The sequence below is a fragment of the Deinococcus carri genome, assembly GCF_039545055.1.
GTDB classification, from domain to species: Bacteria; Deinococcota; Deinococci; order Deinococcales; family Deinococcaceae; genus Deinococcus; species Deinococcus carri.
The window spans coordinates 63,114-87,012 of the sequence record NZ_BAABRP010000003.1; the positions used below are offsets into that span (position 1 = coordinate 63,114).

The following is a 23,899-nucleotide window of genomic DNA, read 5'->3' on the forward strand; positions in this document are numbered from 1 at the left end:
GACCAGCCGGAAAAGCGAAGGCCCCCGCTGAGGTGCGGGGGTTTTGCTCTGCTGGGCAAGTGTTCGCGCCAGGCTAGACCCCGCAGCCGCCCTCCAGACGGGTCTTCCAGCCGCCGGGCGTCCACTCCCGCACGTCCAGGCCGTAGCCCTCGTAGTACGCGCCGAAGGTGACGAGTTCCATCCGCCCGTCGCCGTTGAGGTCAGCCACCCCTGCGAGGCGGTACAGGAGCGCCATCGGCATCGGCTCGGGGTCGCCGGGGGTCCAGGGCTTCAGGGGGGCGACGTGTTCCCCCAGCACCGTCGTCACGACCCGGCCCCTCACCACCTCACGCAGCAGCAGCAGGCTGTAATCGCCGGGCTGGCCGACGGGCGGGGGGTACAGCCCGGACCGTTCGGCAAAGTGTGCCGCCTCCACGATGACTTCCGCCCTGCCATCGCCGTTCAGGTCCACACGGGTCAGGCCCGTCAGATGCACCTGGGGATTCTTCAGCCCACGCTTCACGAGTTCGGCGCGCACGATGTCGCGGTAGACGGCATTCGTGGTGGGCAGGTTCAGGACGGGCCGGGGCCAGGCCTTCAGCCCCGCGTCCGTGAACAGGCGGAAGGTGTTCCCGCTGGCCGCCGGGGTCAGCGGCACCCCAAACGCGAGTTCACAGGGGGGGCCAAAGGACTCCGCCCGCCCCCCTTTGACCGAGGCCCCCTGCCCGGACGGAAGCAGCGGACGGTACACCTGGCCCCCCCGCAAGCGTGGAGCGGTGCGGGGCGCACTGAGCCAGCCGCCCGGCGTCCAGGCCCCCAGCAGTTCCGGCCGGTCCTCGCCGGGGAGCTGCACCAGGACGGGGTGGAAGGCCGCCGGGGCCGCCAGCGCGGCGGATACCTGAAGGAGCGCCAGCAGCAGGAGCGGCTTCATGCCCCAGCGTACCCTGCCCCGGTGGGCGCGGCCCTCACTCCTCCTCCTCCCCGTACTTGCTTTCCAGGTAGCGGCGCTGGGCTTCCAGGGCGCGGGTCTGCTGCGCCTGGCGGTCGTGGGTGATGCCCTGCATCCGGCGCTCGATCAGGCGCAGCTGGCCCAGGAACAGGTCGTCGGTCGCGGCAGAGCGGGGCGCGGCGCGGTAGGTCCGCAGCAGGTCGGGGAGGTCCTCGCGGGCCGCCTGGCGGGCATCGAAGGCGTCCCGGCCCAGCGAGGCATCGTCAGCCGTGGCCCGCAGCGCCTCGCGGGTAGCCAGCACGGTGTCCCGCAGCGCCGTCCGGGGGGCGGCGGGCAGGGCACGCTCACCCGCCCGCCACAGGGCCAGCAGGCCCGCCTCGTCGTCGGCGTTGGGGGCGGTCCCGTCCGGGGGCACGACCTCCGGCTCCCGTGGGGCCGTGATGATGCGGGAGGCGCGGCGGAAGGTCCAGACCGTGCCCAACAGGCCCAGCAGCAGCGTGAACCCCAGGAACCACGCGGCCAGGTGGCTGCCGTACGCCGTGCCGATGCCCAGCACCGCGAGCAGCGGCACCAGCAGCAGCGCCCCCAGCACGCTGATGACCAGCAGCACGCCCAGGCCCAGGGCGCGCCGGGCCAGACTTGCGCCGTGTCGCAGGGGGTGCGCGGGCGGCTGCGGCGCGAGCCAGGGGTCGGGTGCCCGCAGGCCGGGGCGGGCCGCCTGCCCGGCAGGCCGAATCAGATACCGCACCACCCGCGAGCCGGCGCGGGCGGCGGTGAGGACGGTCGTGACGCGCGGGGCCATATGGTCAGGGTACGCGCTCTGCCGGGTCCGGGTTCCCATCCGGCTCACGGTCCGCGCGCAGCTCGCGCACCCGGTCGGCCAGCGCCTGCCACGGCTCCAGCCGGAAATGGTTGTGCCCCAGCGGACTGGTAGAGGGCAGCACCCAGACTTCGGCACCCTCCAGCGGCAAAGGCTGCGGGCCGTACGGCAGCTTCCCCGTCGGCACTCCCAGCGTCTCGGACGCGCCGCGCTTGCTGGTAAAGGCGACGATGGCCGGGCGGTACTGCCGGAGTTTTTCCCGCAGTTCCTGCGGTGCCCAGGCTTCCCCCGGCAGGGCCGCGTCCACGCCGCTGTGCCGCTTGGCGACGTCGGTCAGGCCGATGCCGTACTGCGGCAGGCTGGGGTACTCGCGCGGGGCGAGCTGCCGGGGCGTGAGGCCCGTCTGCGCCAGCACCCGCCAGAACTTGTTCTCGGGGTTGGCATAGTACGCCTTCGCGCGGGCGCTGATGCGGCTGGGGGCCGTGCCGACCAGCACCAGCGTCAGCCCCTCTTGCAGCACGTCGGGGACGAGGTAGCCCTCCCCCGCCGCGGGCTGAGAGCCGAGGGCTGAAAGCTCCCCCTCAGTCATCGTCGTAGCGTTCCTCCTTGAAGGGGTCGCCGCGCATATGGTAGCCGTTGCGTTCCCAGAAGCCAGGCTTGTCCCCCGCCATGAACTCCAGCCCGGTCAGCCACTTGGCACTCTTCCAGAAGTAGAGGTGCGGCACGACCAGCCGCAGCGGTCCGCCGTGCTCGGGCGCGAGCGGCTCACCGCCGAAGGTGTGGGCCAGCAGGTTCTCCGGGCGGGTGAAGTCCTCCAGCGAGAGGTTGGTGGTGTACCCCCCCACGCTGTGCTGCATCACGTAGCGGGCCGCGGGGTCCAGCTTCAGGTGTTCCATCAGGTCCACGACGCGCACGCCGGTCCAGCTGGTGTCCAGCTTGCTCCAGTGGGTCACGCAGTGGATGTCGTAGGTCAGGGTGGTCTGCGGCAGCGCCAGCAGGTCGGCCCAGGTGAAGGTCTTCTCCTCGGCCAGGCCGAACACGCGCACCACCACGTCCTGCGGCGCGTAGTGCTGCGTGGGGCCGTAGGTCAGGACGGGAAAGCGGCTCGTGAGCGTCTGACCGGGGGGAACCCGCCCCCCCATGTCATCCTCGGGCTTCTTGAAGAACCTTCCTAGCATGTCCGCATTTCAGCGTCCGGGCAGGCCGGGGCGGAATGGGCCGGGGCACGTTTGGGCCGGTTGGTAAAGGAAACCGGTAGACCTCCCCAGGCCACTCCTTGCCCCGCCCCTTCAACGACGGAAGCTCGCGTGAAACGTCCATCAGCCGAATCTCCCTTTTCGTGGAGTAAGCTCCTGTCAACTTCTCGACACGTAAGGGGGGTAGATGTCCGACTACTACGGGTTTCTGGCAAAGATTCTGATTCTGTGTACGGTCCTGGCGTCTTTCTGGGTGGCTACCACCGGATTTACAATCCTCAATACTTTCCTGCTCGTTCTCCTCGCTGTTATAACAGCCTCTTACTATAAGTATTACTACTACCATTTGCGGAAAGGCTGAATTGCAAAGAACACGGTCCAGAGGTTGGCGTGAAAAGCCACCAGCCCTGGACCGTGTTCCCTGCGCTCCTCAACTTCCCAGCACGTACCCCACCAGTGTCCCCACTCCCCAGCCGGTGGCCTGGCCTTCCTTCATCGCGTTCCCGGCGATGTCCAGGTGTGCCCAGGGCCTAGTGACGAATTCACGCAGGAAGAGGGCGGCCTTGATGCTGCCGCCCGCAGGCACCATGTCGGCGTTGCGCAGGTCGGCCAGGGTTTCCCTCTGAAAGGCTTTCAGGTAAGGCGCGTGGAGGGGCAGCTCCCACACGAACTCGCCGGTGTCCTCGGCGCTGGCCTTGAGGCGTGTGGTCAGGTCAGCGTCGGTGCTGTAGAGGGCGGCCACGTCGTTGCCCAGGGCGACGACCTTCGCGCCGGTCAGGGTCGCCACGTCCACCACCTCGGTCGCGCCCTCGTCGCAGGCGACGGCCAGGGCGTCGGCCAGAATCAGGCGGCCCTCGGCGTCGGTGTTCACGACCTCCACGGTCTTGCCGTTGGCGGCGCGGTAGATGTCGCCGGGCCGCATGGCGTGGGGGCCGACCATGTTCTCGGCGGCGGGCACGTAGGCGCGGACCTCCACCCCCTCGGGGAGCCGGTCACGCGCGGCGGCCAGGGCATGCATCGCCCCCAGAACCGCCGCCGCGCCGCCCATGTCGCCCTTCATGGTGGTCATGCCCGCGGCGGGCTTGATGGAGTAGCCGCCCGTATCGAAGGTGACGCCCTTGCCCACCAGGGCGATAATGCGGGTGGCCTCCCCCCGTGCCGGAAGGGTCACACGAATCAGGCGCGGGCCGGTGGCGCTGCCCGCCGCCACCGCCGCCAGCAGGCCCATGCCGCGCGCCTCGATCTCGGTGCCGTCCCACACGTCCACGTCGGCCCCCAGAGGCTCAAGGCTGCGGGCCTCGCGGGCCAGGGTGGCCGGGTTGAGGAGGTTGGCCGGGGCGTTCACCAGCTCGCGGGCAAAGCGCACCCCCGCTGCGAGGGCGTCCACGCGGGCACGGTCGGCCTCTGGCAGGCCCTCCACCGCCAGGTGGGCCGGGCCGGGCCGCGCCTCCGCCCGGTAACGCGCGTCCCGGTCGCCCGTCGCCAGCGCGGCGAGGGCCAGGGCGTCGGCGTGGGCCGTCTCCTCCACCCGCACGCTTTGCGCGCCCAGGTCGGTTGCCAGCCCCACGAGCGCCGCGCCGACGTCGCGGGCCTGGGCCGCGTCTGCTGGCGGCAGGGCCACGGCCACGTCCCCCTCCGCGCCCCGCGAGAGCAGGCGCACCTGCCCCGGCCGCAGGTTCCGCGTGACCTGCGCGGGCACGTCCGCCTGCTCCGGCGCGAGAAACTTCAGCGTGAGGTCCGCTCTCTCCTGCCCATTCACGAGTTGCATGGGAGGCAGTAAACCATGCCCGTCCGCCGGGCGACGCGGGGCAGAGTGCATCACATCCTGGATAGTTGACTTTAGTAAACTATTGCCTTAGTGTGGCGTGGTGACGTTCAAGACCTCTCTTCCTCCACCCCAGGCGCAGGCCACGCGGGAACAGGCGGGGCGCTTCCTGGCGAGCATGTGGCGGTTTCAGCGCCGGCTCAAACAGGAACTCGACCCCCTGCTGGCCGCCCGGCACGGCCTCGACTCGCGCAAGTTCTTCATCCTGCGCGGGATTCAGGGGGGCGACCAGTACCCCAAGGTGCTGGCCGAACAGCTCCAGATGCCCGCCACGCTGCTCAGCCGCTACCTCGACCAGCTGGTCAAGCAGGGCCTGATCGAGCGGCATATCGACGAGCAGGACTCGCGCCGCACCCGGCTGACCCTGACGGCGGCGGGCGAACACGCCGTGGCCGACACCCTCGACACCGTCCACGCCCTCGCCGGGGCGCGGCTGGCCCGGCTGGACCCCGGTGCCCTGCCCGCCCTGCTCGACGCCCTCGAACTCCTGACCCAAGAGGAACCCGCATGACCGCATCCACCCCCTCCCTGCCCCATTCCGACTTCACCGACCAGGAAAAGCGCATCACCCTGATCGGCCTGCTGGTGGTCTTCCTGCTCGCGGCCCTCAGCCAGACGATTGTCAGCACGGCGATGCCGCTGATCATCGCGGACCTCAAGGGCTTCAACCTCTACTCCTGGGTCACCACCGCCTACCTGCTCGCCAGCACGGTGATGGTGCCGATCTACGGCAAGCTCTCGGACCTGTACGGCCGCAAGCCGATTCTGGTGTTCGGCATCGTGGTCTTCCTGCTCGGCTCGGCCCTCAGCGGCCTGGCGGGCGAGCCGTTTCTGGGCAATTTCCTGGGCGGCGGCATGAACCAGCTGATCGCCTTCCGCGCGGTGGCGGGCTTCGGCGGCGCGGCGCTGTTCACGATTGCCTTTACCATTCTGGCCGACATGTTCCCCCCCGCCGAGCGCGCCAAGTTCGGCGGCCTGTTCGGCGCGATCTTCGGCCTGGCGAGCGTGGTCGGCCCGGCCATCGGCGGCTTCCTGACCGACAACCTGAGCTGGCGCTGGGTGTTCTACGTGAACCTGCCCCTGGGCCTGCTGGCCCTCTTTCTGATTGTCGCCCGGATGCCCCGGCTGACGCACCGCGCCGGGGGCCGGATCGACCTGCCCGGCGCAGCGCTGATTCTGCTCACCACCATTCCGCTGCTGCTGGCCCTGACCTGGGGCGGCGTGACCTACCCCTGGGACAGCGCCCGCATCCTCACGCTGTTCGCCGTGAGCGCGGTCAGCCTGATCGCCTTCCTGTTCGTGGAGGCGCGCACCAAAGACGCGATCATTCCGCTGGACCTGTTCAGCAACCGGATGTTCTCGCTGGGCAACCTGGCCTCGTTCATCATGGGCATGGCCTTTCTGGGCGTGATCCTGTTCCTGCCGCTGTACATGCAGATGGTGCTGGGCATCTCGCCCACCAAGAGCGGCTTTTCGATGCTCCCGCTGATGGGCGGCCTGATTCTGTCCAGCATCGGCGTCGGCCAGATTGTGGCGCGCACCGGCAAGTACAAGCCCTGGATGATCGGCGGCGGCATCGTGCTGATGCTGGGCGTGTACCTGCTGACCCAGATCACCACCCAGACCAGCATCGCGGACCTGGGCTGGCGGATGTTCATCGTGGGCCTGGGCCTCGGCCCGGCGCAGAGCCTCTTCACGCTCGCCATCCAGAACGCCGTGCCGGTGAAGCAACTGGGCATCGCCACCTCCAGCTCGCAGTTCTTCCGCCAGATCGGCTCCACCATCGGCGCGGCCGTGTTCGGCACGCTGCTGCTGAACAACCTGCACGCCGAACTGCCCAAGCACCTGCCCCAGATGCCCGGCATGCAGATGAACGCCAACAACTTCGACCTGGGTGCCCTGCGCTCCAGCGGCACGGGCAACGGCCCCGAGAAGAAGATTCAGGAAGCCTTCGACGCCCAGTACGCCCAGATCGAAAAGGCGCTGAACGGCGACCAGGCCTCCGCCCGCGCGCTGGCCGCCAACCCGGTCGTCCCCGCCGAACTCAAGGCACTGGTGGGCAGCGGCGGGCTTCAGGCGCAGGTGCACCAGAAGGTGGCGGCCCAGGCGGCGCAGGTCGCAGACGTGCTGAAAAACGGTGAGTCCGGCCGCCAGGCCCTGCTCAGCAGCGCCGAAGTCCCGGACGCCCTCAAGACCCAGCTCCGCGCCCTGCCCGCCCAGGCCCTCGCCACGCCGCAGGCTGCCGCCGTGACCGCCCAGCGTGTCCAGCAGGGCATCCTGGCGCAGGAACCCGCCGCCGTGAAGCAGGCGACCCAGACCACGCTGGCACAGTTGAGGACCCAGCTCGACGCGCAGGCGAAGAAGCTGGCCGAGGGGCTGATCAACGGCATGAAGGAGGGCTTCACCGCCTCCATGACGAAGATGTTCGGCACCAGCATCTGGATCATCCTCGCGGGCTTCCTGGTGACCCTGTTCGTCCCGGCCATCCCGCTGCGGGGCCAGACCGAGCGGATGACGCCTGCCGCCCAGGCGCAGCCGGAAGCCCAGATGGGCGACTGATACCAAATTGCGTTGATTCCTTGGAATCAACCGAGCGGAGCGAGCAGCAAAAAGGACGGGGTTGCGGCGATGGACGGACATCTGGCGCTTTCCCAGATGTCCGGGAATCAGAGCAATCCCGTATGAGGACAAGGACCCCTCACCCCAACCCTCTCCCCACCGGAGAGGGCTTTTTGCTGCCGCGCTCCTGCCCCCGCTGTGCCCCCTCGCGTATACTCCCCTTTACTGTGACTGGCTCCATCGTGATTTCCGAGGCGGCGCTCGCCTCGCTGATAGGCCTGACCGCGCACGAGATTCCCGGCGTGGTCGGCATGGCCCCCGCCAACCTGAAAGAAGGCCTCTCGCGCGTGCTGGGGCGCGCCAATGCCCGCGAAGGCGTGGTCGTGGGCCGCGAGGACGGCAGTTACACCGCCGACCTGTACGTGGTGGTCGCCTACGGCGTGAGCATCCCGACCGTGGCCCGCAACATCAAGGACCGGGTGGAGCACATCGTGAAGACGCAGGCGGGCATCGAACTGAAGGCCACGCGCGTGCATGCCGTGGGGGTGCAGCGTGCCTGAGTTTCCTGCGAATGGGCGTGTGAAGGCCCTGCGGCCCGCCGACCTCGCCCGCATGATGCGGACGGCGACCGACTGGCTGGGCGTGTACCGCGAGCAGGTCAACGCCCTGAACGTGTATCCGGTGCCCGACGGCGACACCGGCACCAACATGCACCTCACGATGCAGTCGGTGCGGCGCGAGCTGGACACCTGCGACGAGAACAGCATGGCGTCGGTGGCGCGGGCTATCAGCTACGGCGCGCTGCTGGGGGCGCGCGGCAACAGCGGCGTGATCCTGTCGCAACTGCTCAAGGGCTTTGCCGAGTGCCTGCGCGACAAGGCCGAGGTGGACGCCGACACGCTCGCCGCCGCCTTCCGCGCGGCCCAGAAGGCGGGCTACGGCGCGGTGATGAAGCCGGTGGAGGGCACCATCCTGACCGTGGCGCGCGGCGTGGCCGACGGCGCGAACGGCCCCCACGACCGCGACACGGTGGACTCAGTGCTGGAAGCCGCCCTCTTCGGCGGGCAGAAGCTGCTGGACCAGACGCCCGAGATGCTCCCGGCGCTGAAGCAGGCGGGCGTGATCGACTCCGGCGGCCAGGGCTACCTCTACGTGGTCCAGGGGATGCTGGCGGCCCTGCGCGGCGACGAGCTGCCCCAGGCCCCCGAGGTCACGTCCTACGCGCAGGAGGGTTTCGAGACCGAGGAATTCGGCTACTGCACCGAGTTCCTGATGAGTGAGGCGCAGAAACCCATCGAGGAAATCCGTGAACTGGTCAGCCCCTTCGGGGACAGCCTGCTGGTGGTGGGCGCGGAGGGGTACGTCAAGGGCCATATCCACACCAACGAACCCGACGCGCTGCTGGCGACGGTGGGCCGCTACGGGCGGATGCTCAAGACCAAGGTCGAGGACATGGCCGAGCAGCACACCGAGATTCTGGGCATGGCGGGCGCGGCGGCGCGGGCCGAGGAGGAGGTGCCGCCCTCGGGCCTCGTCGCGGTGGCGAGTGGCTACGGCCTCGTCAAGCTCTTCCGCTCCCTCGGCGCGCGCATCGTGTCGGGCGGGCAGACCGCCAACCCCAGCGTGCAGGACATCGTGGACGCGGTGCGCTCGGTGAGTGCCGAGAAGGTCCTGATCCTCCCCAACAACAAGAACGTGCTGATGGCCGCTGAGAAGGCGATGGAACTGATGGAGGGCCGCGCGGTGGTCGTGCCTACCCGCACGCTGGGCCAGGGCATCGGCGCAGCGCTGGCCTTCCAGCCGGACGCGGACGCCGAGAGCCTGCGCGCCGAGATGGAGGAAGCCGCCGCCCGCGTGACCACCTTCGAGGTGACGCGCGCCAGCCGCACGACCAACATCACGACCAAGGAAGGTGTGACGCTCGACATCAGGGAAGGCGACGTCATCGGCCTGAAGGACGACGAGCTGGTGCAGGCAGGCGGCACGCCGGAAGACAGCGTGCTGCACATGCTCAACCGCAACTACGCCGGGCAGGAGATCATCACCGTGTTCGGCGGCCCCCAGAAGACCCAGGACGACCTGGACACCCTCGCCGCCCGCATCGGCGGGGAGTTCCCGATGGCGGAGGTCGAGGCGCACCTGGGCGGGCCGGACCTGTACGACTATCTGGTCACGATGGAGTAGGCGGGAGGCAAAAGGCGGATGGCAGAAGGCCGGGGAGCGCGAGTTTCCCCGGCCTGCTCTGCATCATCTGGCGTACCGCACCCCTGCGCCACCCGGCAGATGTTCCGTGCCGGGTCCCGCCCCTAGACTCTGCCCCAGGTGAGGAGGAGGCCCGCGCGCCGCCCCCCCACTGACCGGGCCGGAGACGCTGGGTTACCTACCTGTCACGTAGCTCACATCCCAGCGTCACCCCTTGTCCGGTCATTTCCATTCAATCTCAGGCCCAGGGCCGCAGGGCCACGGTTCTCTTTCCGATTCTCCGCCACTGCGGGGAAACGCTTCCGGGCGTCACCGTGGTCCGCTCCTTGCCCTGAACGTTCATGCAGGTTTCGTCTAGCAGCAAGACGCCCCGCGACCAGCGGGGAGACGGCGGTGCCCCCTGCTTCATAGGCACTGGCGACCAGCCTGCTCCACGGGGAATATCCCCCTTCCGCCCCCCCTCGCCCGGCTCCGGGCCGAAGCGAGAGGGTTATGTTCCCCGGCCTTCTATGGTGGGTGTTTCAACCCCTCCGCACCCCTTGCCCCTTCAATGGGCCGACGCGCGAGGGTTCTCGGTAAACCTTGGTTCGACTCCAGGCACCCACCTCCATCTCCCCCTCCCGGTACGCCGGGACTCTTCTGGGAACGGTAGCTCAGCGGATAGAGCGCTTGGCCTGGCCGCCCCTTGCCCCCGGTTCTCCCGAGCCAGGTGGGCCGAAGGTTCAGGCTTATCGACTTGGGATCGAGAGGTCGCGGGTTCGAATCCCGCCCGTTCCCTTCCCTTTTTTCATCCCCCGCGTGGAGCGGTAGCTCAGTTGGTAGAGCAGGAACACTCCTTCCGGCACCCCTTGCCCAGTCCTGGGCCGAAGCGGGAGGGTTACCACTCTTAATGGCCGGGTCGCGGGTTCGAGTCCCGCCCGCTCCACCACACGGCACCGCTCGGTGTCCTGTCACCGCTGGTGAATCCAGCGCCCCCCCTCGCCCCTGAAAGGAGGGCCGAAACATGAAGAACCTTCTGAATAGCGTCTCCCCCAAGAACCGCAAGCAGACCGAGCGCCTGGACGGGCGGCAGGTCAGGAACAACGCGGGCGGATTCGTGTACGCCCTCCCCGACGAGGGCCGCCTGACCCGCTTCCTGGTGCTGGGCACGGACGGCGGCACCTTTTACGCGGGCGCGCGGGCACACACGGTGCAGGCCACCGACTTCGTGCGCGAGTTCGTGCAGCGGGACGCGGCCACGGCGCTGCGGGTGACGCTGGACGTGGTGCGCGGCAACCGCGCGCCCAAGGCCGACCCCGCGCTGCTGGTGCTGGCGCTGATTGCCAAGACCGCGCCCAACGCGGCCGACCGCCAGGCCGCCTGGAACGCGCTGCCCGAGGTGGCGCGCACCGGCACGATGCTGCTGCACTTCCTGGCCTTCGCGGACGCGCTGGGCGGCTGGGGCCGCCTGACCCGCCGCGGCGTGGCCCGCGTGTACGAGGACGCGCCCCTGGAGCGCCTGGCCCTCTGGGCCGTGAAGTACAAGGCCCGCGACGGCTGGAGCCAGCGTGACGCCCTGCGCCTGGCGCACCCCAGGGCCACCGACGCCAGCCGCAACGCGGTGCTGAAGTTCATGGTCAGCGGCGTGCTGGAGGGCGCGACCGACCCCGCCCTGCGCGTCATCGAGGGCCACCTGCTCGCCCTGCAGGCGGGGACGGACGCGGAAGCCGCGCGGCTGATGCGCGAGTACGGCCTGCCCATCGAGGCGGTGCCCACCCACCTGCGCGGCGCTGAGGTCTACCGCGCGGCGATGGCGACGAACGGCCTGACCTGGCTGCTGCGCAACCTGGGCAACCTGGGGCGCGTGGGCGTGCTGGGCGTGAACGACCGCGAGGTGACGCGAGCTGTGATTGGCCGCATCACCGACCCCGTCGCCCTGAAGCGTGGCCGCATCCACCCCCTCGACGCGCTCAAGGCCCGCCTGGTGTACGCCCAGGGCCGCGGCGTGAGGGGCGGGGGCCAGTGGCTCCCCGTGCCGAAGGTGGTGGACGCGCTGGAAGACGCCTTCCACCTGGCTTTCGGGAACGTGCAACCCGCCGGAACGCGGCACCTGCTGGCGCTGGACGTCTCGGGCAGCATGACCTGCGGCGAGGTTGCCGGCACCCCTGGCCTGACGCCCAACATGGCCGCCGCCGCCATGAGCATGGTCGCCCTGCGCACCGAGCCGGAGGCGCTGACGATGGGCTTCGCGAGCGAGTTCCGCAAGCTGGGCATCACGCCCAAGGACACCCTGGAGGCGGCGATGCACAAGGCCCAGGCCGCCAGCTTCGGCGCGACCGACTGCGCCCTGCCGATGCTGTGGGCCGCCGCGAACGGGGTCGAGGTAGACACCTTCGTGGTGTACACCGACAACGAGACCTGGGCGGGGAAGGTCCACCCCAGCGTCGCCCTCGACCGCTACCGCCAGCAGACGGGCATCCCCGCCCGCCTGATCGTGGTGGGCCTGACCGCGACCGGCTTCAGCATCGCGGACCCCGCCCGGCCCGACATGCTCGACGTGGTGGGCTTCGACAGCGCCGCACCGGGAGTGATGACGGCCTTCGCACGGGGGGAGGTGTAGGGAAAGGGAGCAGGGGGCAGGGAGCCGCAGCGGTTCTCTGCCCCCCGCCTCTTTGCTACCTTCCCCCCATGCCCGACCCCCACGCCCCCCTGCCTTTCACCGCCTATGTCCACCCGGAGGCCCGGCCCGCCGCGCGCCTCACCTGGGATTCGCGGGAGGCGGGGCCGGAGGTCGCGTTCGCGGCGCTGCCGGGCGAGAAGATGCACGGCAACCGGTTCGTGGAGGCGGCGCTGGCGGCGGGTGCGCCCTTCGTCCTGACCGACCTGGACGTGGAACGGGCGGTGCGGGTTCCGGACGCACGGGAGGCCCTGTTCGCCTGGGCACGGACGGAACGGGCCAGGAACGGGCGGGTGGTGGGCATCACCGGCAGCGTGGGCAAGACGACCGCCAAGAGCTACGCGGCGGCGGCGCTGGACGCGCACTTCATGCCCGTCTACAACACGATGCCCGCCATCGCCTGCTTCCTGCTGGAATACGGAGCGTCTGGCCGCCCCCTGGTCGTCGAGATGGGCATCGACCGCGTGGGCGAGATGGCTGAACTGGTGGACCTCGTGCGGCCCGACGTGGGCGTGGTGACGAGCGTGGGGGCCGCGCACCTGGAACAACTCGGCAGCGTGGCGGGCGTGGCGCGCGAGAAGGGCGTGATTCTGGAGGGGCGGCGCGGGCTGGTGGGCACCCAGGCCGCCCCCTTCTACCCCGGCGCGGACACCTACGGCTTTGGCGAGGGCGTGACCTATGCGGGCGAGGGGCTGGAGGTCACGCCGGAGGGCGCGCAGTTCACCTTCCGGGGCGTGCCGGTCACGCTGCCGCTGGCCTCGCGCGTGCAGGCGGAGGCGGCGGTGCTGGGCCTCGCGCTGGCGCTGGAAGCCGGAGTGCCGCTTGAGCAGGCGGCAGCGCGGCTCTCGCGGGTGCAGGTGCCGGGGGGCCGCTACCGCGTGCATCCGGGCCGCTTCACCGTTATCGACGACGCCTACAACGCCTCGCCCCTGGCGGTCACGGCGGCACTGGACGCCCTCGCCGCTCTGCCGGGCCGGCGTATCAGCGTGCTGGGGCGGATGCTGGAACTGGGCGAGACGGAGCGCGAGTTGCACGCGCAGGTGGGCGCACACGCGCGGGAGAAGGCCGACCTCACCTACGGCGTGGGCGAGTTCGCCGCCGAACTGGGCGAGCGTGCCCACCGTACGGTGCCCGAGCTGCTGGCCGACCTGCTCGCCGAGGTGCGGGACGGCGACGTGGTGCTGGTCAAGGCCAGCCGCGGCATCTCGTGGACACCGGAAAAGCGCGCGCAGGAGGGCGTGGGGCTGGACGTGGTGGTGGAGGCGCTGCTGAGGGAGCGGTCAGCGGTCAGCGGTCAGCCGTCGGCGCGGGAGGGCGGGGCGGGAAACCGCGACAGGTAGGCCAGCGCCCTTTCCCACACCCCCGGCGGGAAATCCCAGGGTGGGCGGTGGTGGTGGGCGGCGCAGAACTCCGCCAGGGGCACCTCCAGGTCCAGCACCTCCGCCCGCCACGCCGGGTTCTCCGCCTGGTAAGCGGCACGGTGCAGGGCCAGCAGTTCGGCTTCGGGCACATACCCCTGTGCGTCGAAGGCCGTGAGGCCGTTCGTCACGTACACGTGTGCCCCCCCACATCCCGCCACCGGGCGGATGAAGCGTGGCCGGAATCCGGCGCGCGGGTAAGTCTCCAGAAACGCGAAGGCGAGGACGTGGCAGGCCCCCGCCGCGAAGAAGTTCAGGTCAGGCCGCCGCCAGCTCAGGGCGATGTCCTGCTTCTCCTGTGGGGTGCGTTGCAGGGCGGTCAGGGGCAGCCTCATGCCCCACAGCGTACGTTCCTGAACAATGCGCCCATGCGCCGCCTTCTGCTTTCGGCCCTCGGCCTGCTGCCCCTCGCCGCCTGCGCTCCCGCCACCGCCCCACGCACCGCCGTCCCCAGCTTCAGCGCGGCCTATGCCCCGGAAGGGGTCGCGTGGGTGGATGCGGGGCGGGCCTGCGTGGCGCGGGCACCGTCCTACCGGGCCGTGTGTCCGGCGCTGCCGGGCGCGGCGGTGGGGGTGGCCTGGAACGGGGGGGACGCCTGGGCCGCCCTGCCGGGGGCCGGACTGCTGGTGACGCTCGACCGCGCGGCGCGCTCCGTGCCGGTGGGCCGGGTGGTGGCCGTCTCGTCCACCCGTGCCTACCGCGAGGACGGCAGCGCCGTGGCCTTTGACGGCCGCCCGGCTCCCGGCGTGGTGGGGGCACCCACGGCAGCGATCACGGGCGGCGACGGTCAGGATTACGTGGTCCTGGCGGGCGCATTGCGGCGCGTGCCGGACGGCCTGGTGGTCGAGACGGCCCCGGAGCCGCTGCTGGAGGCCACCCCCACCGGGGCGCGTTCGGTGAGCCTGCCGGGGGTGACGACCCTGACCGGCACCTACCGCCTGACGGGCACGGCGCTGCAACGGCTGGACGCGGCGGGCCGGGTGTTGGCGAGCGTGCCGCACGGCCCGGGCCGCGTGGGCCTGGTCGGGGCGGATGTGGTCACGGTCGCGCCGGGCGGCACGGTCCGCGTCTTCGGTGTGGACCTGACCCCGCTGATGCGCTGAGACGGAGGGGCGGGAAACGGGCGGCCGTGGCCTGCCCACCCGTCTTCATGTTCCGGGGGTGTCCGTTCCCGCTCCGGCCTCCGTTGAGATACGCTCAAAACCACGTCCAGCAAGGCGTTCCGAGGCTGTCAGAGTTCCGTAAGTGGGTGGGTGGTTGCATGAGACGCTCATGCACCCCCCTTTGCCTTTTCACGCCTCTCTGCCTCTCCTCTTCCTGCCGGAGCGGTCCTGCCCGCAGATGAGTCACCCCTAAATACCGCCCGCTTCTGGAGGGAGAATGTCGAGCCTATTCCAACGCCTCATGAGTCCGCGCCAGAGTGCCATCGGCGTGGAGATCGGGACCAGCACCATCAAGGTGGTGGCGCTGCGCCCTGGTGCGCCGCCGGTGCTCCAGCACGCGGTGATGGTCCCCACGCCCATCGGCAGCATGCGCGACGGCCTGGTGATCGAGCCGCAGGCGGTGGCGACCGAGCTGAAGAACCTGCTGGCCGAACACCACATCACCACCCGTCAGGCCGTGACCGCCGTGCCCAACCAGTCGGCGGTCACGCGCAACATCATGGTGCCCCGCATGGAGCGCAAGGACCTCCAGGAGGCCATCAAGTGGGAGGCGGAGCGTTACATCCCCTACCCCATCGACGAGGTCAACCTGGATTTCGACCTGCTCGACGACCCCACCGACATCCCCGAGGAAGGGCAGATGGAGGCCGTGATCGCCGCGGCCCCCAGCGAGGCGGTGGCGCGGCAGGTGGAGGTGCTGCGGCTGGCGGGGCTGGAACCCACGGTCGTGGACCTCAAGAGCTTCGCGGCGCTGCGTGCGCTGCGCGGCAACCTGCTGGGCGAGCACCTCAACAAGCAGACCCTGGTGGGCACCAACTACACCGAGGCGGGCGAGGTGGCGCTGGTGCTGGAAATCGGCGCGAGCAGCAGCGTGATCAGCCTGGTGCGCGGCGAGCGGATTCTGATGGCCCGCAACATCGGCGTGGCCGCCGACGACTTCACCACGGCCCTGCAGAAGGCCTTTGACCTGGACTTCAGCGCCGCCGAGGACGTCAAGCTGGGCTACGCGACCGCCACCACCCCCACCGAGGACGAGGAAGACCTGCTGAACTTCGACCTGTCGCGCGAGCAGTACAGCCCGGCGCGCGTGTTCGAGGTGATCCGCCCGGTGCTGGGCGACCTGATCACCGAGATTCGCCGCTCGCTGGAGTTCTACCGCGTGCAGTCGGGCGACGTGGTGATCGACCGGACCTTTATCGCGGGGGGCGGGGCCAAGCTGCGCGGCCTGAGCAGCGCCATCAGTGACGCGCTGGGCTTCCGGGTGGCGGTGGGCAGCCCCTGGCTGAGCGTGCAGACCGACCAGGCCAACGTGGACACCGGCTACCTCCAGGCCAACGCCGCCGAGTTCACCGTGCCGCTGGGGCTGGCGCTGAGGGGGGTGCAGTCCTCATGATCGAGATCAACCTGCTTCCCCAGCAGGAGCGCCGCCGCAGCCAGCCCGACGCCTGGCGTTACGCGACCTACGCGCTGCTGCCCCTGACCGCCGCCGCCATCCTGATTCCCGAACTGCTGGTCGGCTCGCAGGTCAGCCGCCTGCGCGGCGAGCAGGATAGGCTCAATGGCGAGATCGCGGCCCTGACTCCTGCCAAGCAGGAATACGACCGCCTGCTCGCCACCCAGCGCACCCTGGAAGACGTCACGGCGGTCGCGGAACAGCTCCGGAACGGCAAGACGTACTGGACGAACGATGTGGCGACCTTTTCCGCCCAGCTTCCGCGCGGCGGTGGCGTAGCGATCACCAGCATGAACGTCAAACCGCTGGACGCCGGCGCGCTGGCCTCCAAGCAACAGGGCGGCATCTACGCCGGCAAGAACGTGGTGCGCGAGTTCGACCTCGCGGGCACCGCGCGCAGCCAGCAGTCGGTGATCAACTTCCTGAACGCCTACGAGAACAGCCCGAACTTCGCGGTGGACTTCCGCAGCCTGGGGCAGGAAGGCGACACGGGCCGGTATACCTTCGCCGCGTCGGTGGGACTGGTGGGCGAGCCGGGCACCCAGACCACCGGCGCAGCCCCTGCGGACCCGGCCGGGAGCGCGACCCCCGCCGCCGCGCCTGCCGCGCCCGCCACCCCGGCAGGAGGCAGCAATGTCCGTTAAGCTCGCCCCGCGTTCCCTGTTCCTGGCCCTGCTGGGCCTCTGCGTGGTGCTGCTGCTGGGCTGGTACTTCGGGCGCTATCAGGTCCGCCTCCAGGAAATCAGCCAGCTTCAGGGCGAAGTGGACACCACCCGCATGACCGCCGAGCGCTACCGCGCCGCCCAGCGTGGCCTGCCCGAGCTGCGCAGCACCGTGACGCGCCTGGAGGGCGAGCGCGACCAGTTTCTGCGGGCACTTCCCGCCACCGCACAGTTCGGTAGCGTTCTGGACGAGGTGCGGCGCAACGTGAGCGCGGCGGGCGCGCAGATGAACACCTTCAATGTGCAGGCCGGAACCGGAACCGGGCTGCCCGGCGGCGTGCGGCCCATCAACCTGAACCTCAGCCTGAGCGGGCAGTTCGCGCAGGTGTTCCGGGCGCTGCGTTCGCTGGAAACCATGAACCGGTTCACGACCGTCGGCGGCCTGAACCTGCAACTGCCGCAGGCCACCTCCTTTAACCCGAAGCTGGAGGGCACGCTGAACCTCACCGTGTACACCTACGACCAGCAGCAGGCCTCGGGCACTGCCGCTGAGGGCGGCGCACCCGCGGCCCCCGCCGCGCCCCCGGCGGCTCCCCAGGGAGGTGCCCAGTGACCCGCAATTCGGTGAAGCCGGCCAAACCCACCGCCCTGAACCTCTCGCGCGAGATGAAGCTGCTGCTGGTCCTGCTGCTGATGGTGGCGCTGGTGGGCGGCTGGTACGTGTGGACCAGTGGCCGCAGCGCGGACACCCTGGCCCAGACCCCGTCCGCCACACCCACCAGTGACCCCCCCACCCAGCCGACGGCCCCGGCCTCCCAGGCGGAGGCGGCCCAGGGCACCGGCACGGACGTGAATGCCGTGCAACCCGCCGGACAGGTCGAGGTGCCTTCCCTCCCGGCCTTCGGCCAGGTGGATTCCGGCGCGACCAGCACCCCAGCGGAGGAAACGCCGCCCATCCCCGGCGGCATCAACCCGGATACGCCCCTGGCGGCGCTGCCCACCGTGAACCCCTTCCGCCCCCTGTCCGTCGTCACGGACGGGGCGGGGGCAGGCACCGCGTCCGCCCCGGTCACGGCCCAGGCCCCGGTCACCCCGGCGGGCAGCCGCCTGCCCGGCAACGAGGCCGCCAGCCCGGTGGTCCGCGTGCCCGAGAGCCGGGATACCGGCGCGCTCGCCATCTCGCCCATCCCCGGCACCGGCCGCCCCACCAGCGTGAACACGCCCAGCGTGACGGGCGGCGCGTTCCCGACCCCGACCCTGCCGGGGGCAAGCAGCAGCGTGCCCAGGACAGAGCCGGTCACCCTGACGCCGCCCCGCCCCACTCTTCCGACGGCCACGGTGCCCGTGACTCGCCCCGCAACCCGCCCCGGCACCCCGGCAGGCGCGGCCCCGACGGGTCGCCCCGCCACCCCCACCCCGTCCGCACCCATGCAGCCGCCCGTCGCCGGGGTCAGTGTGCCGCAGGGCAACCTCGACCTGAACGGTCTGCTGGGCCGCGCGCCCGCCGGGAACAGCACCACCGACGCCGCGGGCACGCCCACGCCTGCGGGCACGGCGGGCGGCCAGACCGTCACCGCGCTGCCCACCCCCGGCACGCCGCAGCCCATCACGCAACTGGGCGCGGACAGCGCTGCCCCGGCCACCGGCACGGCCGCCGCGACCAACCCCCTCGACCGCCTGGTGCAGAGCCGCGACCTCGCGTTCAACGCCGCCGTCCTCGGGCCGGTGAACACCGCAATTTTCCACGGCCAGGACGGTTTCCTGGTCGTGTCGGTCGGCCAGACCCTCCCCGATTCGGACGTGGTGGTGCGCGAAGTGACCGCCACCAGCGTCACCCTCGCGCTGGGCAACGACACCAAGACCCTGGAACTCGACAAAAGGTGAGCCATGAAGAGATACGCCCTCCTGCTGACCGCCGCGCTCGGCATGGCCGCCGCGCAGACCGCCCCCGCTTCCGTGCAGAGTGCTGCTCCTGCCGTACAGGCGCGCGTTGACCCCCAACTGACCTCCTCGCCCGTGAGCGTGAATACGGGCAGCTACCGTGGCCCCCTCTCCATGCTGCTGGCCGCGCTGGCAAAGAGCGCCGGCTATGAGGTGGTGTTCAACTTCAATGTCGATGCGCTGGCCCTGATCGACGGTGCCCTGACGACCAGCTCCTCCACGACCACGACCAGCACGGCCGGCGGCAGCAACACCCAGAGCGTCTCGACCACGGGCAGCCTGGGATATGCCTCTGCCATAGGTCGGCCCCAGGAACTGAGCGCCAAGCCCATCGCCTACAGCTTCGTCAACAAGCCCTTCAACGAGGTCTGGCCCCTCCTGATGGACGTGTACGAGCTGCAATACAGCGTGGTCCGCGTCGGCAACGGCCAGGTGCTGCGCATCAGCCAGCGGCCCGCACAGCTCGCGGTACCCCTCAGCAACATCAACGCCCAGTACGCGTACCAGCGGGCGCTGGAGTTCTTCGGGGAGCGCACCTACACCGAGCTGCCCATCCGGGATTCCAGCGGCGCGATTGTGGACAAGGTGCGCCAGTTCGACGGTTACGTCCTGGCAGGGACCCTCAAGATCGTCACCGACACCGAGAACAACCGCCTGATCGTGGGCGGCACGGCGGAGGACACCGCAAAGGTCCGCAGCTTCATTTCGACGATTGACGTTCCCAAGGCGCAGGTGGCGTCGGTGCCGCAGAGCCAGGTGATCTACACGGCCCAGGGGAGTCCGGCGGATGTCGTCAACTTCGTGAAGGCACGCTATCCGAATCTGAGCCTGACCCAGTACGGCGCGTCGTCGCAGCTTATCGTCAGCGGCATCAAGAATGACGTGGACGCCGCCCTCACCCTGCTCGCCCAGGTAGACCGCCCCACGCCCCAGACCGGGCCGCAGGTCGTCCAGAAGGTTTTCCAACTGGTCAACGCCAGCGCCGAGGAGGTCAAGGCCACGCTGGAGGGGACGCTGGCCCGCGACCTGACCGCCACTGGTGACAGCGGCAACCCGCAGAAGCTGGCGAACGTGCCTGTCAACGCTACTGATGCCAACGGCAACGCCATCACCGTGACGGTGCCGACCACCGGCACCAGCGCCGCGCAGAACACCAGCCAGACCAGCCAGAACGCGGCTCAGCCTGCCCCCGAGTCCAACGGCGCGACGATCATCGCGGACAAGCGCACCAACACCCTGATTGTGCGGGGCACGCCCGTGCAGGTCGCTCAGATCGCTGAACTGGTGCCGCAGCTCGATCAGGTGGTGCCGCAGATCAACGTGCAGGTCCGGATTCAGGAGATCACCGAGACGGCCGCCCGCACGCTGGGCCTGGACTGGAAGGTCAACTTCGGGGGCTTCAACGTCAGCGTGGGAAGCGGCGGCCTGGGGGCGACCTTCAACCCCACCCAGAACCTGGTGGGCTTCAACATCTTCCCGTCGCTGCAAGCGCTGGAAAACCAGGGCATGACCAAGCGCGTGTACGACGGCAACGTCACCATGCAGAGCGGGCAGCGGTCGCTGGGCACCGGCACCAACACGCAAAACGCCTCGGCCAATGCGGCCGCCAGCATCAAGAGCGGCGGGCGGCTGGAAATCAACATTCCTTCCAGCGCGGGCAACATCGAGAAGCAGATCGACTACGGCCTCAACCTCGACTTCTTTAGCCCGCAGGTCGCTCCCGACGGCACGGTGACACTGCGGGTGCGCGGGCAGGTCAACAACATCGCCGGGGCGCTGCCCACCAACGCCCTGCCCAACCTGCTGAACTTCACCAACTCGGAAGCCCAGAGCACCATCACCTTCAAGAGCGGCCAGACCGTGCTGATGAGCGGCCTGCTGGGCACCACCGAGTCGCGCAGCACCGACGGCGTGCCCTTCCTGAGCAGCCTGCCGGTGATTGGAGCGGCCTTCGGCAAGCAGCGGACCGACCGCACGCAGACGCAACTGCTGGTGATTATTACCGGCAACGTCGTCAAGTAAGGGAGCGGGTAGCTTTCAGCCATCAGCTTTCGGCAAAAAAGAGAGGGGCGGTTTCCCGCAACGGGGCCGCCCCCGCCCTGTTTGGGCAGCCCGCCCTGCCCCCACCGGAAGCGGCGCTACAGTCGCCTCCATGAGGTATCTCACCGCCGGGGAGTCGCATGGGCCGCAACTGACGGCCATCATCGAGGGGCTTCCCTCACAACTGCCGCTTGGAGCGGGCGACATCAACCCCTGGCTCCGCAGGCGGCAGGGCGGCTACGGGCGCGGCCGACGCATGGTGATCGAGACCGACGAGGCGCAGATCATGAGCGGCGTGCGGGCGGGCCGGACCACGGGTGCGCCCGTCACGCTGGTGATCGAGAACCGGGACCACCGCAACTGGACCGAGATCATGTCGCCCGAACCCGGAAACGAACCGCGCAAAAAGGCCCTGACCGACGCCCGCCCCGGCCACGCGGACCTGACCGGCGGCATCAAGTACCGCCACAGGGACCTGCGCGACGTGCTGGAACGCGCCAGCGCCCGCGAGACGGCCGCGCGAGTGGCGGTGGGATCGGTAGCGCTGAGGCTCCTTTCCGAACTGGGGGTGGAGGGAGCGAACTACGTGGCGAGCCTGGGCGGCATCGAGACGCGCCAGCCTTTCTCCTGGGACGCGCTGGACGCCATCGAGGAATCCGACCTGCGAACCCCTGATGCCGACGCGGCGGCGCAGATGCGCGAGCGGATCGACCAGGCGAAAAAGGACGGGGACACGCTGGGCGGCATCCTGGAGGTGCGTTTCCGGGGCCTCCCGGTGGGCCTGGGCAGCCACGTCCACTGGGACCGCAAGCTCGACGGGCGGATCGCGCAGGCCTGTCTCAGCGTGCAGGCGATGAAGGGCGTGGAAATCGGGCGGGCCTTCGAGAATGCCGTGAAGCCCGGCAGCGGCGTGCATGACCCGGTGTACTACCGCGAGGGAACCTATGCCCGCGACACCAACGCGGCGGGCGGCCTGGAAGCGGGCATGACCAACGGCGAGGAGCTTATCGTGCGCGTCGCCATGAAGCCCATCGCCACACTGATGAAGCCGCTCCCGACCGTGAACGTGGTCACGCACGAGGCGGCCGACGCGGCCCGTGAGCGCAGCGACACGACCGCCGTGCCCGCCGCCGGGGTCATTCTCCAGTGCGTGATCGGCTGGGTGCTGGCCGAGGCCGTGCTGGAAAAGTTCGGCGGCGACACCCTGCCCGAACTTCAGGAGCGGCTGGCGGCGGCGCGGGCCTACGCGCGTGACTACTGACCGCACGGAAAGCCTGGCTGAGCGGGTGGATCTCGCGGTGCGGGCGGCGCTGCTTGACCCGGACGGGCCGGGAGGTGCGGGGCCAGAGGGTGTAGGCGTCACGCTGACTGACGGGCTTTCCTCTAGACTGTCTCCCATGAACGGGTCCGGCCTGATCGAGCGTCCCGTCACCTGGGTGGCGCTGGCGGGCTTCATGGGCACCGGCAAGAGCCGCATCGGCTGGGAACTCTCGCGGGCGCTGGCGCTGCACTTCGTGGACACCGACAAGCTGATCACCCGCGTGGTCGGCAAGAGCATCCCGGAAGTGTTTGCCGACGAGGGCGAGGGCTACTTCCGCGCCTGCGAGGCCGAGGTGGTGCGCCGCGTCACCCGCCTCGACCACGCAGTCGTGAGCCTGGGCGGCGGCACCTTCATCCACGAGGCCAACCGCCGTACGCTGCTGGAGCGCGGCCCGGTGGTCGTGCTGTGGGCCTCGCCTGAGACCGTGTACCAGCGCACCCGCCACAGCGACCGGCCCCTGCTGCGCACGGAAGACCCCCTCTCGCGCATCCGCACCCTGATGGACGAGCGCGAGGAGCATTACCGCCAGGGCACCATCCACGTCCACAGCGACGGCCGCCCCGCCGAGGAAATCGTGGAGGAGGTCGTCGAGCGCCTGTGGGCCTGGGCCAACGATTGGGCCGACGGGGAGGCCGAACCGGTGGCGGAACGTGCCTCCGACTGACGTGCGGCGAATCGAGGTCGGCGGCCCGCAGCCCTACGCGGTGGAGGTCGGCCCCGGCCTGCTCGCGCGGGTGCGGGTGCCCGAACGTCAGATCGCGCTGCTTCACCCGGCGGACCTGCCCGCGGCCTATGTGCGGGCGGTGCAGGCGGCCCTCTCCCCCGCCCTGACGGTCGAAGTTCCCGCCCGCGACGACTGCAAGACGCTGGAGGTGTTCTCGGGCGTGCTCTCAGGGCTGGCGCAGGCCAACCTCCCGCGTGACGCGGCAGTGGTGGGGCTGGGCGGCGGCGCGGTAACGGACCTGGCGGGCTATGTCGCGGCCAGCTACCTGCGCGGCGTGGCCTTTTACACCCTGCCCACGACGCTGCTGAGCATGGTGGATGCGGCGGTGGGCGGCAAGACCGGCGTGAACCTGCCCGAGGGCAAGAACCTGGTGGGGGCCTTCTGGCCGCCGAAAGCCGTCTGGTGCGACACGGACACGCTCGCCACCCTGCCGCCCGCCGTGTTCGCGGAGGGTGCGGCGGAGGCCTACAAACACGGCCTGATTGCCGACCCGACGCTGCTCTCCCGCGTCCTCTCGCCCGACTTCCGCCCTGGTGGGCCGGGTCTGGAGGACACCCTCGCGGACGCCATCGCCGTCAAGGCCGCCGTGGTGACGCGCGACCTGACCGAACAGGGCGAGCGGGCCTTCCTGAACTTCGGCCACACGCTCGCGCACGCGCTGGAGGCCGTCACCGACCACGCGGTCACGCACGGCGAGGCGGTCGGGTACGGGATGCACTACGCGGCGCTGCTGGGCCGGGCACTGGGCGGCGCGGACCTGACCGGGCATACCCGCGCCTTCCTGCGCTGGCAGCGGCCTCGCCCCCTCCCCCCCCTCACCTTCGACGAGGTGTGGCCCTACATGGCCCGCGACAAGAAGGCCGACTCGGAGGGCGTGCGCTTCGTGCTGCTGCATAGCCTGGCCCAGCCCTATCTGGCGCGGGTGCCTTCGGCGGTGCTGCGGCGGGAGTTTGGCCGCTGGCAGGAGGAGGCTATGAGCTATGAGCTGTGA

21 protein-coding genes and 2 tRNA genes are annotated in these 23,899 nt (G+C 70.1%); 17 read left to right on the plus strand and 6 right to left on the minus strand.

Going from position 1 to position 23,899, the window contains the following annotated elements:
- Positions 1 to 73 precede the first annotated feature (73 nt).
- The 5 genes from ABEA67_RS06610 to ABEA67_RS06630 form a co-directional block, all read right to left on the minus strand.
- Entirely contained in the window at positions 74 to 910 is an 837-nt protein-coding gene (locus ABEA67_RS06610; RefSeq protein WP_345462774.1) for a hypothetical protein, read from the minus strand.
- A 34-nt stretch (positions 911 to 944) separates the two neighbouring features.
- On the minus strand, positions 945 to 1,730 hold the full coding sequence (locus ABEA67_RS06615; RefSeq protein WP_345462777.1) for a hypothetical protein: 786 nt from the start codon (positions 1,728 to 1,730) through the stop codon (positions 945 to 947).
- Positions 1,731 to 1,734: 4 nt separating this feature from the next.
- Entirely contained in the window at positions 1,735 to 2,337 is a 603-nt protein-coding gene (locus tag ABEA67_RS06620; RefSeq protein ID WP_345462779.1) for a mismatch-specific DNA-glycosylase, read from the minus strand.
- Positions 2,330 to 2,926, minus strand: coding sequence for a sulfite oxidase-like oxidoreductase (locus ABEA67_RS06625; protein ID WP_345462781.1), 597 nt, complete (start codon positions 2,924 to 2,926; stop codon positions 2,330 to 2,332). The genes ABEA67_RS06620 and ABEA67_RS06625 overlap by 8 nt, the downstream gene beginning before the upstream one ends.
- A 448-nt stretch (positions 2,927 to 3,374) precedes the next feature.
- Positions 3,375 to 4,712 (minus strand): M17 family metallopeptidase, encoded by a 1,338-nt coding sequence (locus tag ABEA67_RS06630; protein ID WP_345462784.1) that lies wholly within the window; start codon positions 4,710 to 4,712, stop codon positions 3,375 to 3,377.
- A 100-nt stretch (positions 4,713 to 4,812) separates the two neighbouring features.
- On the opposite strand from ABEA67_RS06630, the gene ABEA67_RS06635 reads away from it, so the two are divergent.
- From ABEA67_RS06635 to murF, 8 genes are all read left to right on the plus strand, one after another.
- Positions 4,813 to 5,280 carry a MarR family winged helix-turn-helix transcriptional regulator gene (locus tag ABEA67_RS06635; RefSeq protein WP_345462787.1) on the plus strand — a complete coding sequence of 156 codons (468 nt, stop codon included), beginning with the start codon at positions 4,813 to 4,815 and terminating at the stop codon, positions 5,278 to 5,280.
- On the plus strand, positions 5,277 to 7,328 hold the full coding sequence (locus tag ABEA67_RS06640) for an MDR family MFS transporter (RefSeq protein ID WP_345462790.1): 2,052 nt from the start codon (positions 5,277 to 5,279) through the stop codon (positions 7,326 to 7,328). The genes ABEA67_RS06635 and ABEA67_RS06640 overlap by 4 nt, the downstream gene beginning before the upstream one ends.
- Before the next feature lie 227 nt (positions 7,329 to 7,555).
- Positions 7,556 to 7,888 (plus strand): Asp23/Gls24 family envelope stress response protein, encoded by a 333-nt coding sequence (locus ABEA67_RS06645; protein ID WP_345462793.1) that lies wholly within the window; start codon positions 7,556 to 7,558, stop codon positions 7,886 to 7,888.
- A 52-nt stretch (positions 7,889 to 7,940) separates the two neighbouring features.
- Positions 7,941 to 9,512, plus strand: a complete 1,572-nt coding sequence (locus ABEA67_RS06650) for a DAK2 domain-containing protein (protein ID WP_345463196.1) — start codon at positions 7,941 to 7,943, stop codon at positions 9,510 to 9,512.
- Between the two features lie 660 nt (positions 9,513 to 10,172).
- A tRNA-OTHER gene (locus ABEA67_RS06655) sits at positions 10,173 to 10,307 on the plus strand.
- 23 nt (positions 10,308 to 10,330) lie between these two features.
- Positions 10,331 to 10,458: transfer RNA gene (locus ABEA67_RS06660), tRNA-OTHER, on the plus strand.
- Positions 10,459 to 10,533: 75 nt separating this feature from the next.
- Positions 10,534 to 12,129 carry an RNA-binding protein Rsr gene (gene rsr / locus ABEA67_RS06665; protein WP_345462795.1) on the plus strand — a complete coding sequence of 532 codons (1,596 nt, stop codon included), beginning with the start codon at positions 10,534 to 10,536 and terminating at the stop codon, positions 12,127 to 12,129.
- A 68-nt stretch (positions 12,130 to 12,197) separates the two neighbouring features.
- Positions 12,198 to 13,526 (plus strand): UDP-N-acetylmuramoyl-tripeptide--D-alanyl-D-alanine ligase, encoded by a 1,329-nt coding sequence (murF, locus tag ABEA67_RS06670; protein ID WP_345462797.1) that lies wholly within the window; start codon positions 12,198 to 12,200, stop codon positions 13,524 to 13,526.
- On the opposite strand, the gene ABEA67_RS06675 is transcribed toward murF, so the two are convergent.
- Positions 13,481 to 13,939 carry a hypothetical protein gene (locus ABEA67_RS06675; RefSeq protein ID WP_345462799.1) on the minus strand — a complete coding sequence of 153 codons (459 nt, stop codon included), beginning with the start codon at positions 13,937 to 13,939 and terminating at the stop codon, positions 13,481 to 13,483. The two genes, murF and ABEA67_RS06675, sit on opposite strands and share 46 nt — an antisense overlap.
- A gap of 33 nt (positions 13,940 to 13,972) precedes the next feature.
- Here ABEA67_RS06675 and ABEA67_RS06680 point away from each other — a divergent pair, with 33 nt between their 5' ends.
- The 9 genes from ABEA67_RS06680 (at position 13,973) to aroB (ending at position 23,899) form a co-directional block, all read left to right on the plus strand.
- A complete protein-coding gene (locus ABEA67_RS06680; RefSeq protein ID WP_345462801.1) occupies positions 13,973 to 14,707 on the plus strand; it encodes a hypothetical protein in 735 nt (244 codons plus the stop codon).
- A 277-nt stretch (positions 14,708 to 14,984) separates the two neighbouring features.
- Positions 14,985 to 16,160 (plus strand): type IV pilus assembly protein PilM, encoded by a 1,176-nt coding sequence (gene pilM, locus ABEA67_RS06685; protein WP_345462803.1) that lies wholly within the window; start codon positions 14,985 to 14,987, stop codon positions 16,158 to 16,160.
- Positions 16,157 to 16,864 (plus strand): fimbrial assembly protein, encoded by a 708-nt coding sequence (locus ABEA67_RS06690; RefSeq protein WP_345462806.1) that lies wholly within the window; start codon positions 16,157 to 16,159, stop codon positions 16,862 to 16,864. Before pilM ends, ABEA67_RS06690 begins: the two co-directional genes overlap by 4 nt.
- On the plus strand, positions 16,854 to 17,495 hold the full coding sequence (gene pilO, locus ABEA67_RS06695) for a type 4a pilus biogenesis protein PilO (RefSeq protein WP_345462809.1): 642 nt from the start codon (positions 16,854 to 16,856) through the stop codon (positions 17,493 to 17,495). Before ABEA67_RS06690 ends, pilO begins: the two co-directional genes overlap by 11 nt.
- Entirely contained in the window at positions 17,492 to 18,766 is a 1,275-nt protein-coding gene (locus ABEA67_RS06700) for a hypothetical protein (RefSeq protein ID WP_345462811.1), read from the plus strand. Before pilO ends, ABEA67_RS06700 begins: the two co-directional genes overlap by 4 nt.
- A 3-nt stretch (positions 18,767 to 18,769) precedes the next feature.
- The gene (locus ABEA67_RS06705) at positions 18,770 to 20,845 is read left to right on the plus strand and encodes a secretin N-terminal domain-containing protein (RefSeq protein ID WP_345462814.1); all 2,076 of its coding nucleotides are present in this window, start codon (positions 18,770 to 18,772) and stop codon (positions 20,843 to 20,845) included.
- A 130-nt stretch (positions 20,846 to 20,975) separates the two neighbouring features.
- Positions 20,976 to 22,124 (plus strand): chorismate synthase, encoded by a 1,149-nt coding sequence (gene aroC / locus ABEA67_RS06710; RefSeq protein WP_345462817.1) that lies wholly within the window; start codon positions 20,976 to 20,978, stop codon positions 22,122 to 22,124.
- A gap of 136 nt (positions 22,125 to 22,260) precedes the next feature.
- A complete protein-coding gene (locus ABEA67_RS06715; RefSeq protein WP_345462820.1) occupies positions 22,261 to 22,848 on the plus strand; it encodes a shikimate kinase in 588 nt (195 codons plus the stop codon).
- Between the two features lies 1 nt (position 22,849).
- Entirely contained in the window at positions 22,850 to 23,899 is a 1,050-nt protein-coding gene (gene aroB / locus ABEA67_RS06720) for a 3-dehydroquinate synthase (RefSeq protein ID WP_345463199.1), read from the plus strand.

Coding starts and splice junctions, on each gene's coding strand:
- ABEA67_RS06610 (WP_345462774.1), bottom strand. CDS start 910: ATGAAGCCGCTCCTGCTGCTGGCGCTCCTTCAGGTATCCGCCGCGCTG.
- ABEA67_RS06615 (WP_345462777.1), bottom strand. CDS start 1,730: ATGGCCCCGCGCGTCACGACCGTCCTCACCGCCGCCCGCGCCGGCTCG.
- ABEA67_RS06620 (WP_345462779.1), bottom strand. CDS start 2,337: ATGACTGAGGGGGAGCTTTCAGCCCTCGGCTCTCAGCCCGCGGCGGGG.
- ABEA67_RS06625 (WP_345462781.1), bottom strand. CDS start 2,926: ATGCTAGGAAGGTTCTTCAAGAAGCCCGAGGATGACATGGGGGGGCGG.
- ABEA67_RS06630 (WP_345462784.1), bottom strand. CDS start 4,712: ATGCAACTCGTGAATGGGCAGGAGAGAGCGGACCTCACGCTGAAGTTT.
- ABEA67_RS06640 (WP_345462790.1), top strand. CDS start 5,277: ATGACCGCATCCACCCCCTCCCTGCCCCATTCCGACTTCACCGACCAG.
- ABEA67_RS06650 (WP_345463196.1), top strand. CDS start 7,941: ATGATGCGGACGGCGACCGACTGGCTGGGCGTGTACCGCGAGCAGGTC.
- rsr (WP_345462795.1), top strand. CDS start 10,534: ATGAAGAACCTTCTGAATAGCGTCTCCCCCAAGAACCGCAAGCAGACC.
- murF (WP_345462797.1), top strand. CDS start 12,198: ATGCCCGACCCCCACGCCCCCCTGCCTTTCACCGCCTATGTCCACCCG.
- ABEA67_RS06675 (WP_345462799.1), bottom strand. CDS start 13,939: ATGAGGCTGCCCCTGACCGCCCTGCAACGCACCCCACAGGAGAAGCAG.
- ABEA67_RS06680 (WP_345462801.1), top strand. CDS start 13,973: ATGCGCCGCCTTCTGCTTTCGGCCCTCGGCCTGCTGCCCCTCGCCGCC.
- pilM (WP_345462803.1), top strand. CDS start 14,985: ATGTCGAGCCTATTCCAACGCCTCATGAGTCCGCGCCAGAGTGCCATC.
- ABEA67_RS06690 (WP_345462806.1), top strand. CDS start 16,157: ATGATCGAGATCAACCTGCTTCCCCAGCAGGAGCGCCGCCGCAGCCAG.
- pilO (WP_345462809.1), top strand. CDS start 16,854: ATGTCCGTTAAGCTCGCCCCGCGTTCCCTGTTCCTGGCCCTGCTGGGC.
- ABEA67_RS06705 (WP_345462814.1), top strand. CDS start 18,770: ATGAAGAGATACGCCCTCCTGCTGACCGCCGCGCTCGGCATGGCCGCC.
- aroC (WP_345462817.1), top strand. CDS start 20,976: ATGAGGTATCTCACCGCCGGGGAGTCGCATGGGCCGCAACTGACGGCC.
- ABEA67_RS06715 (WP_345462820.1), top strand. CDS start 22,261: ATGAACGGGTCCGGCCTGATCGAGCGTCCCGTCACCTGGGTGGCGCTG.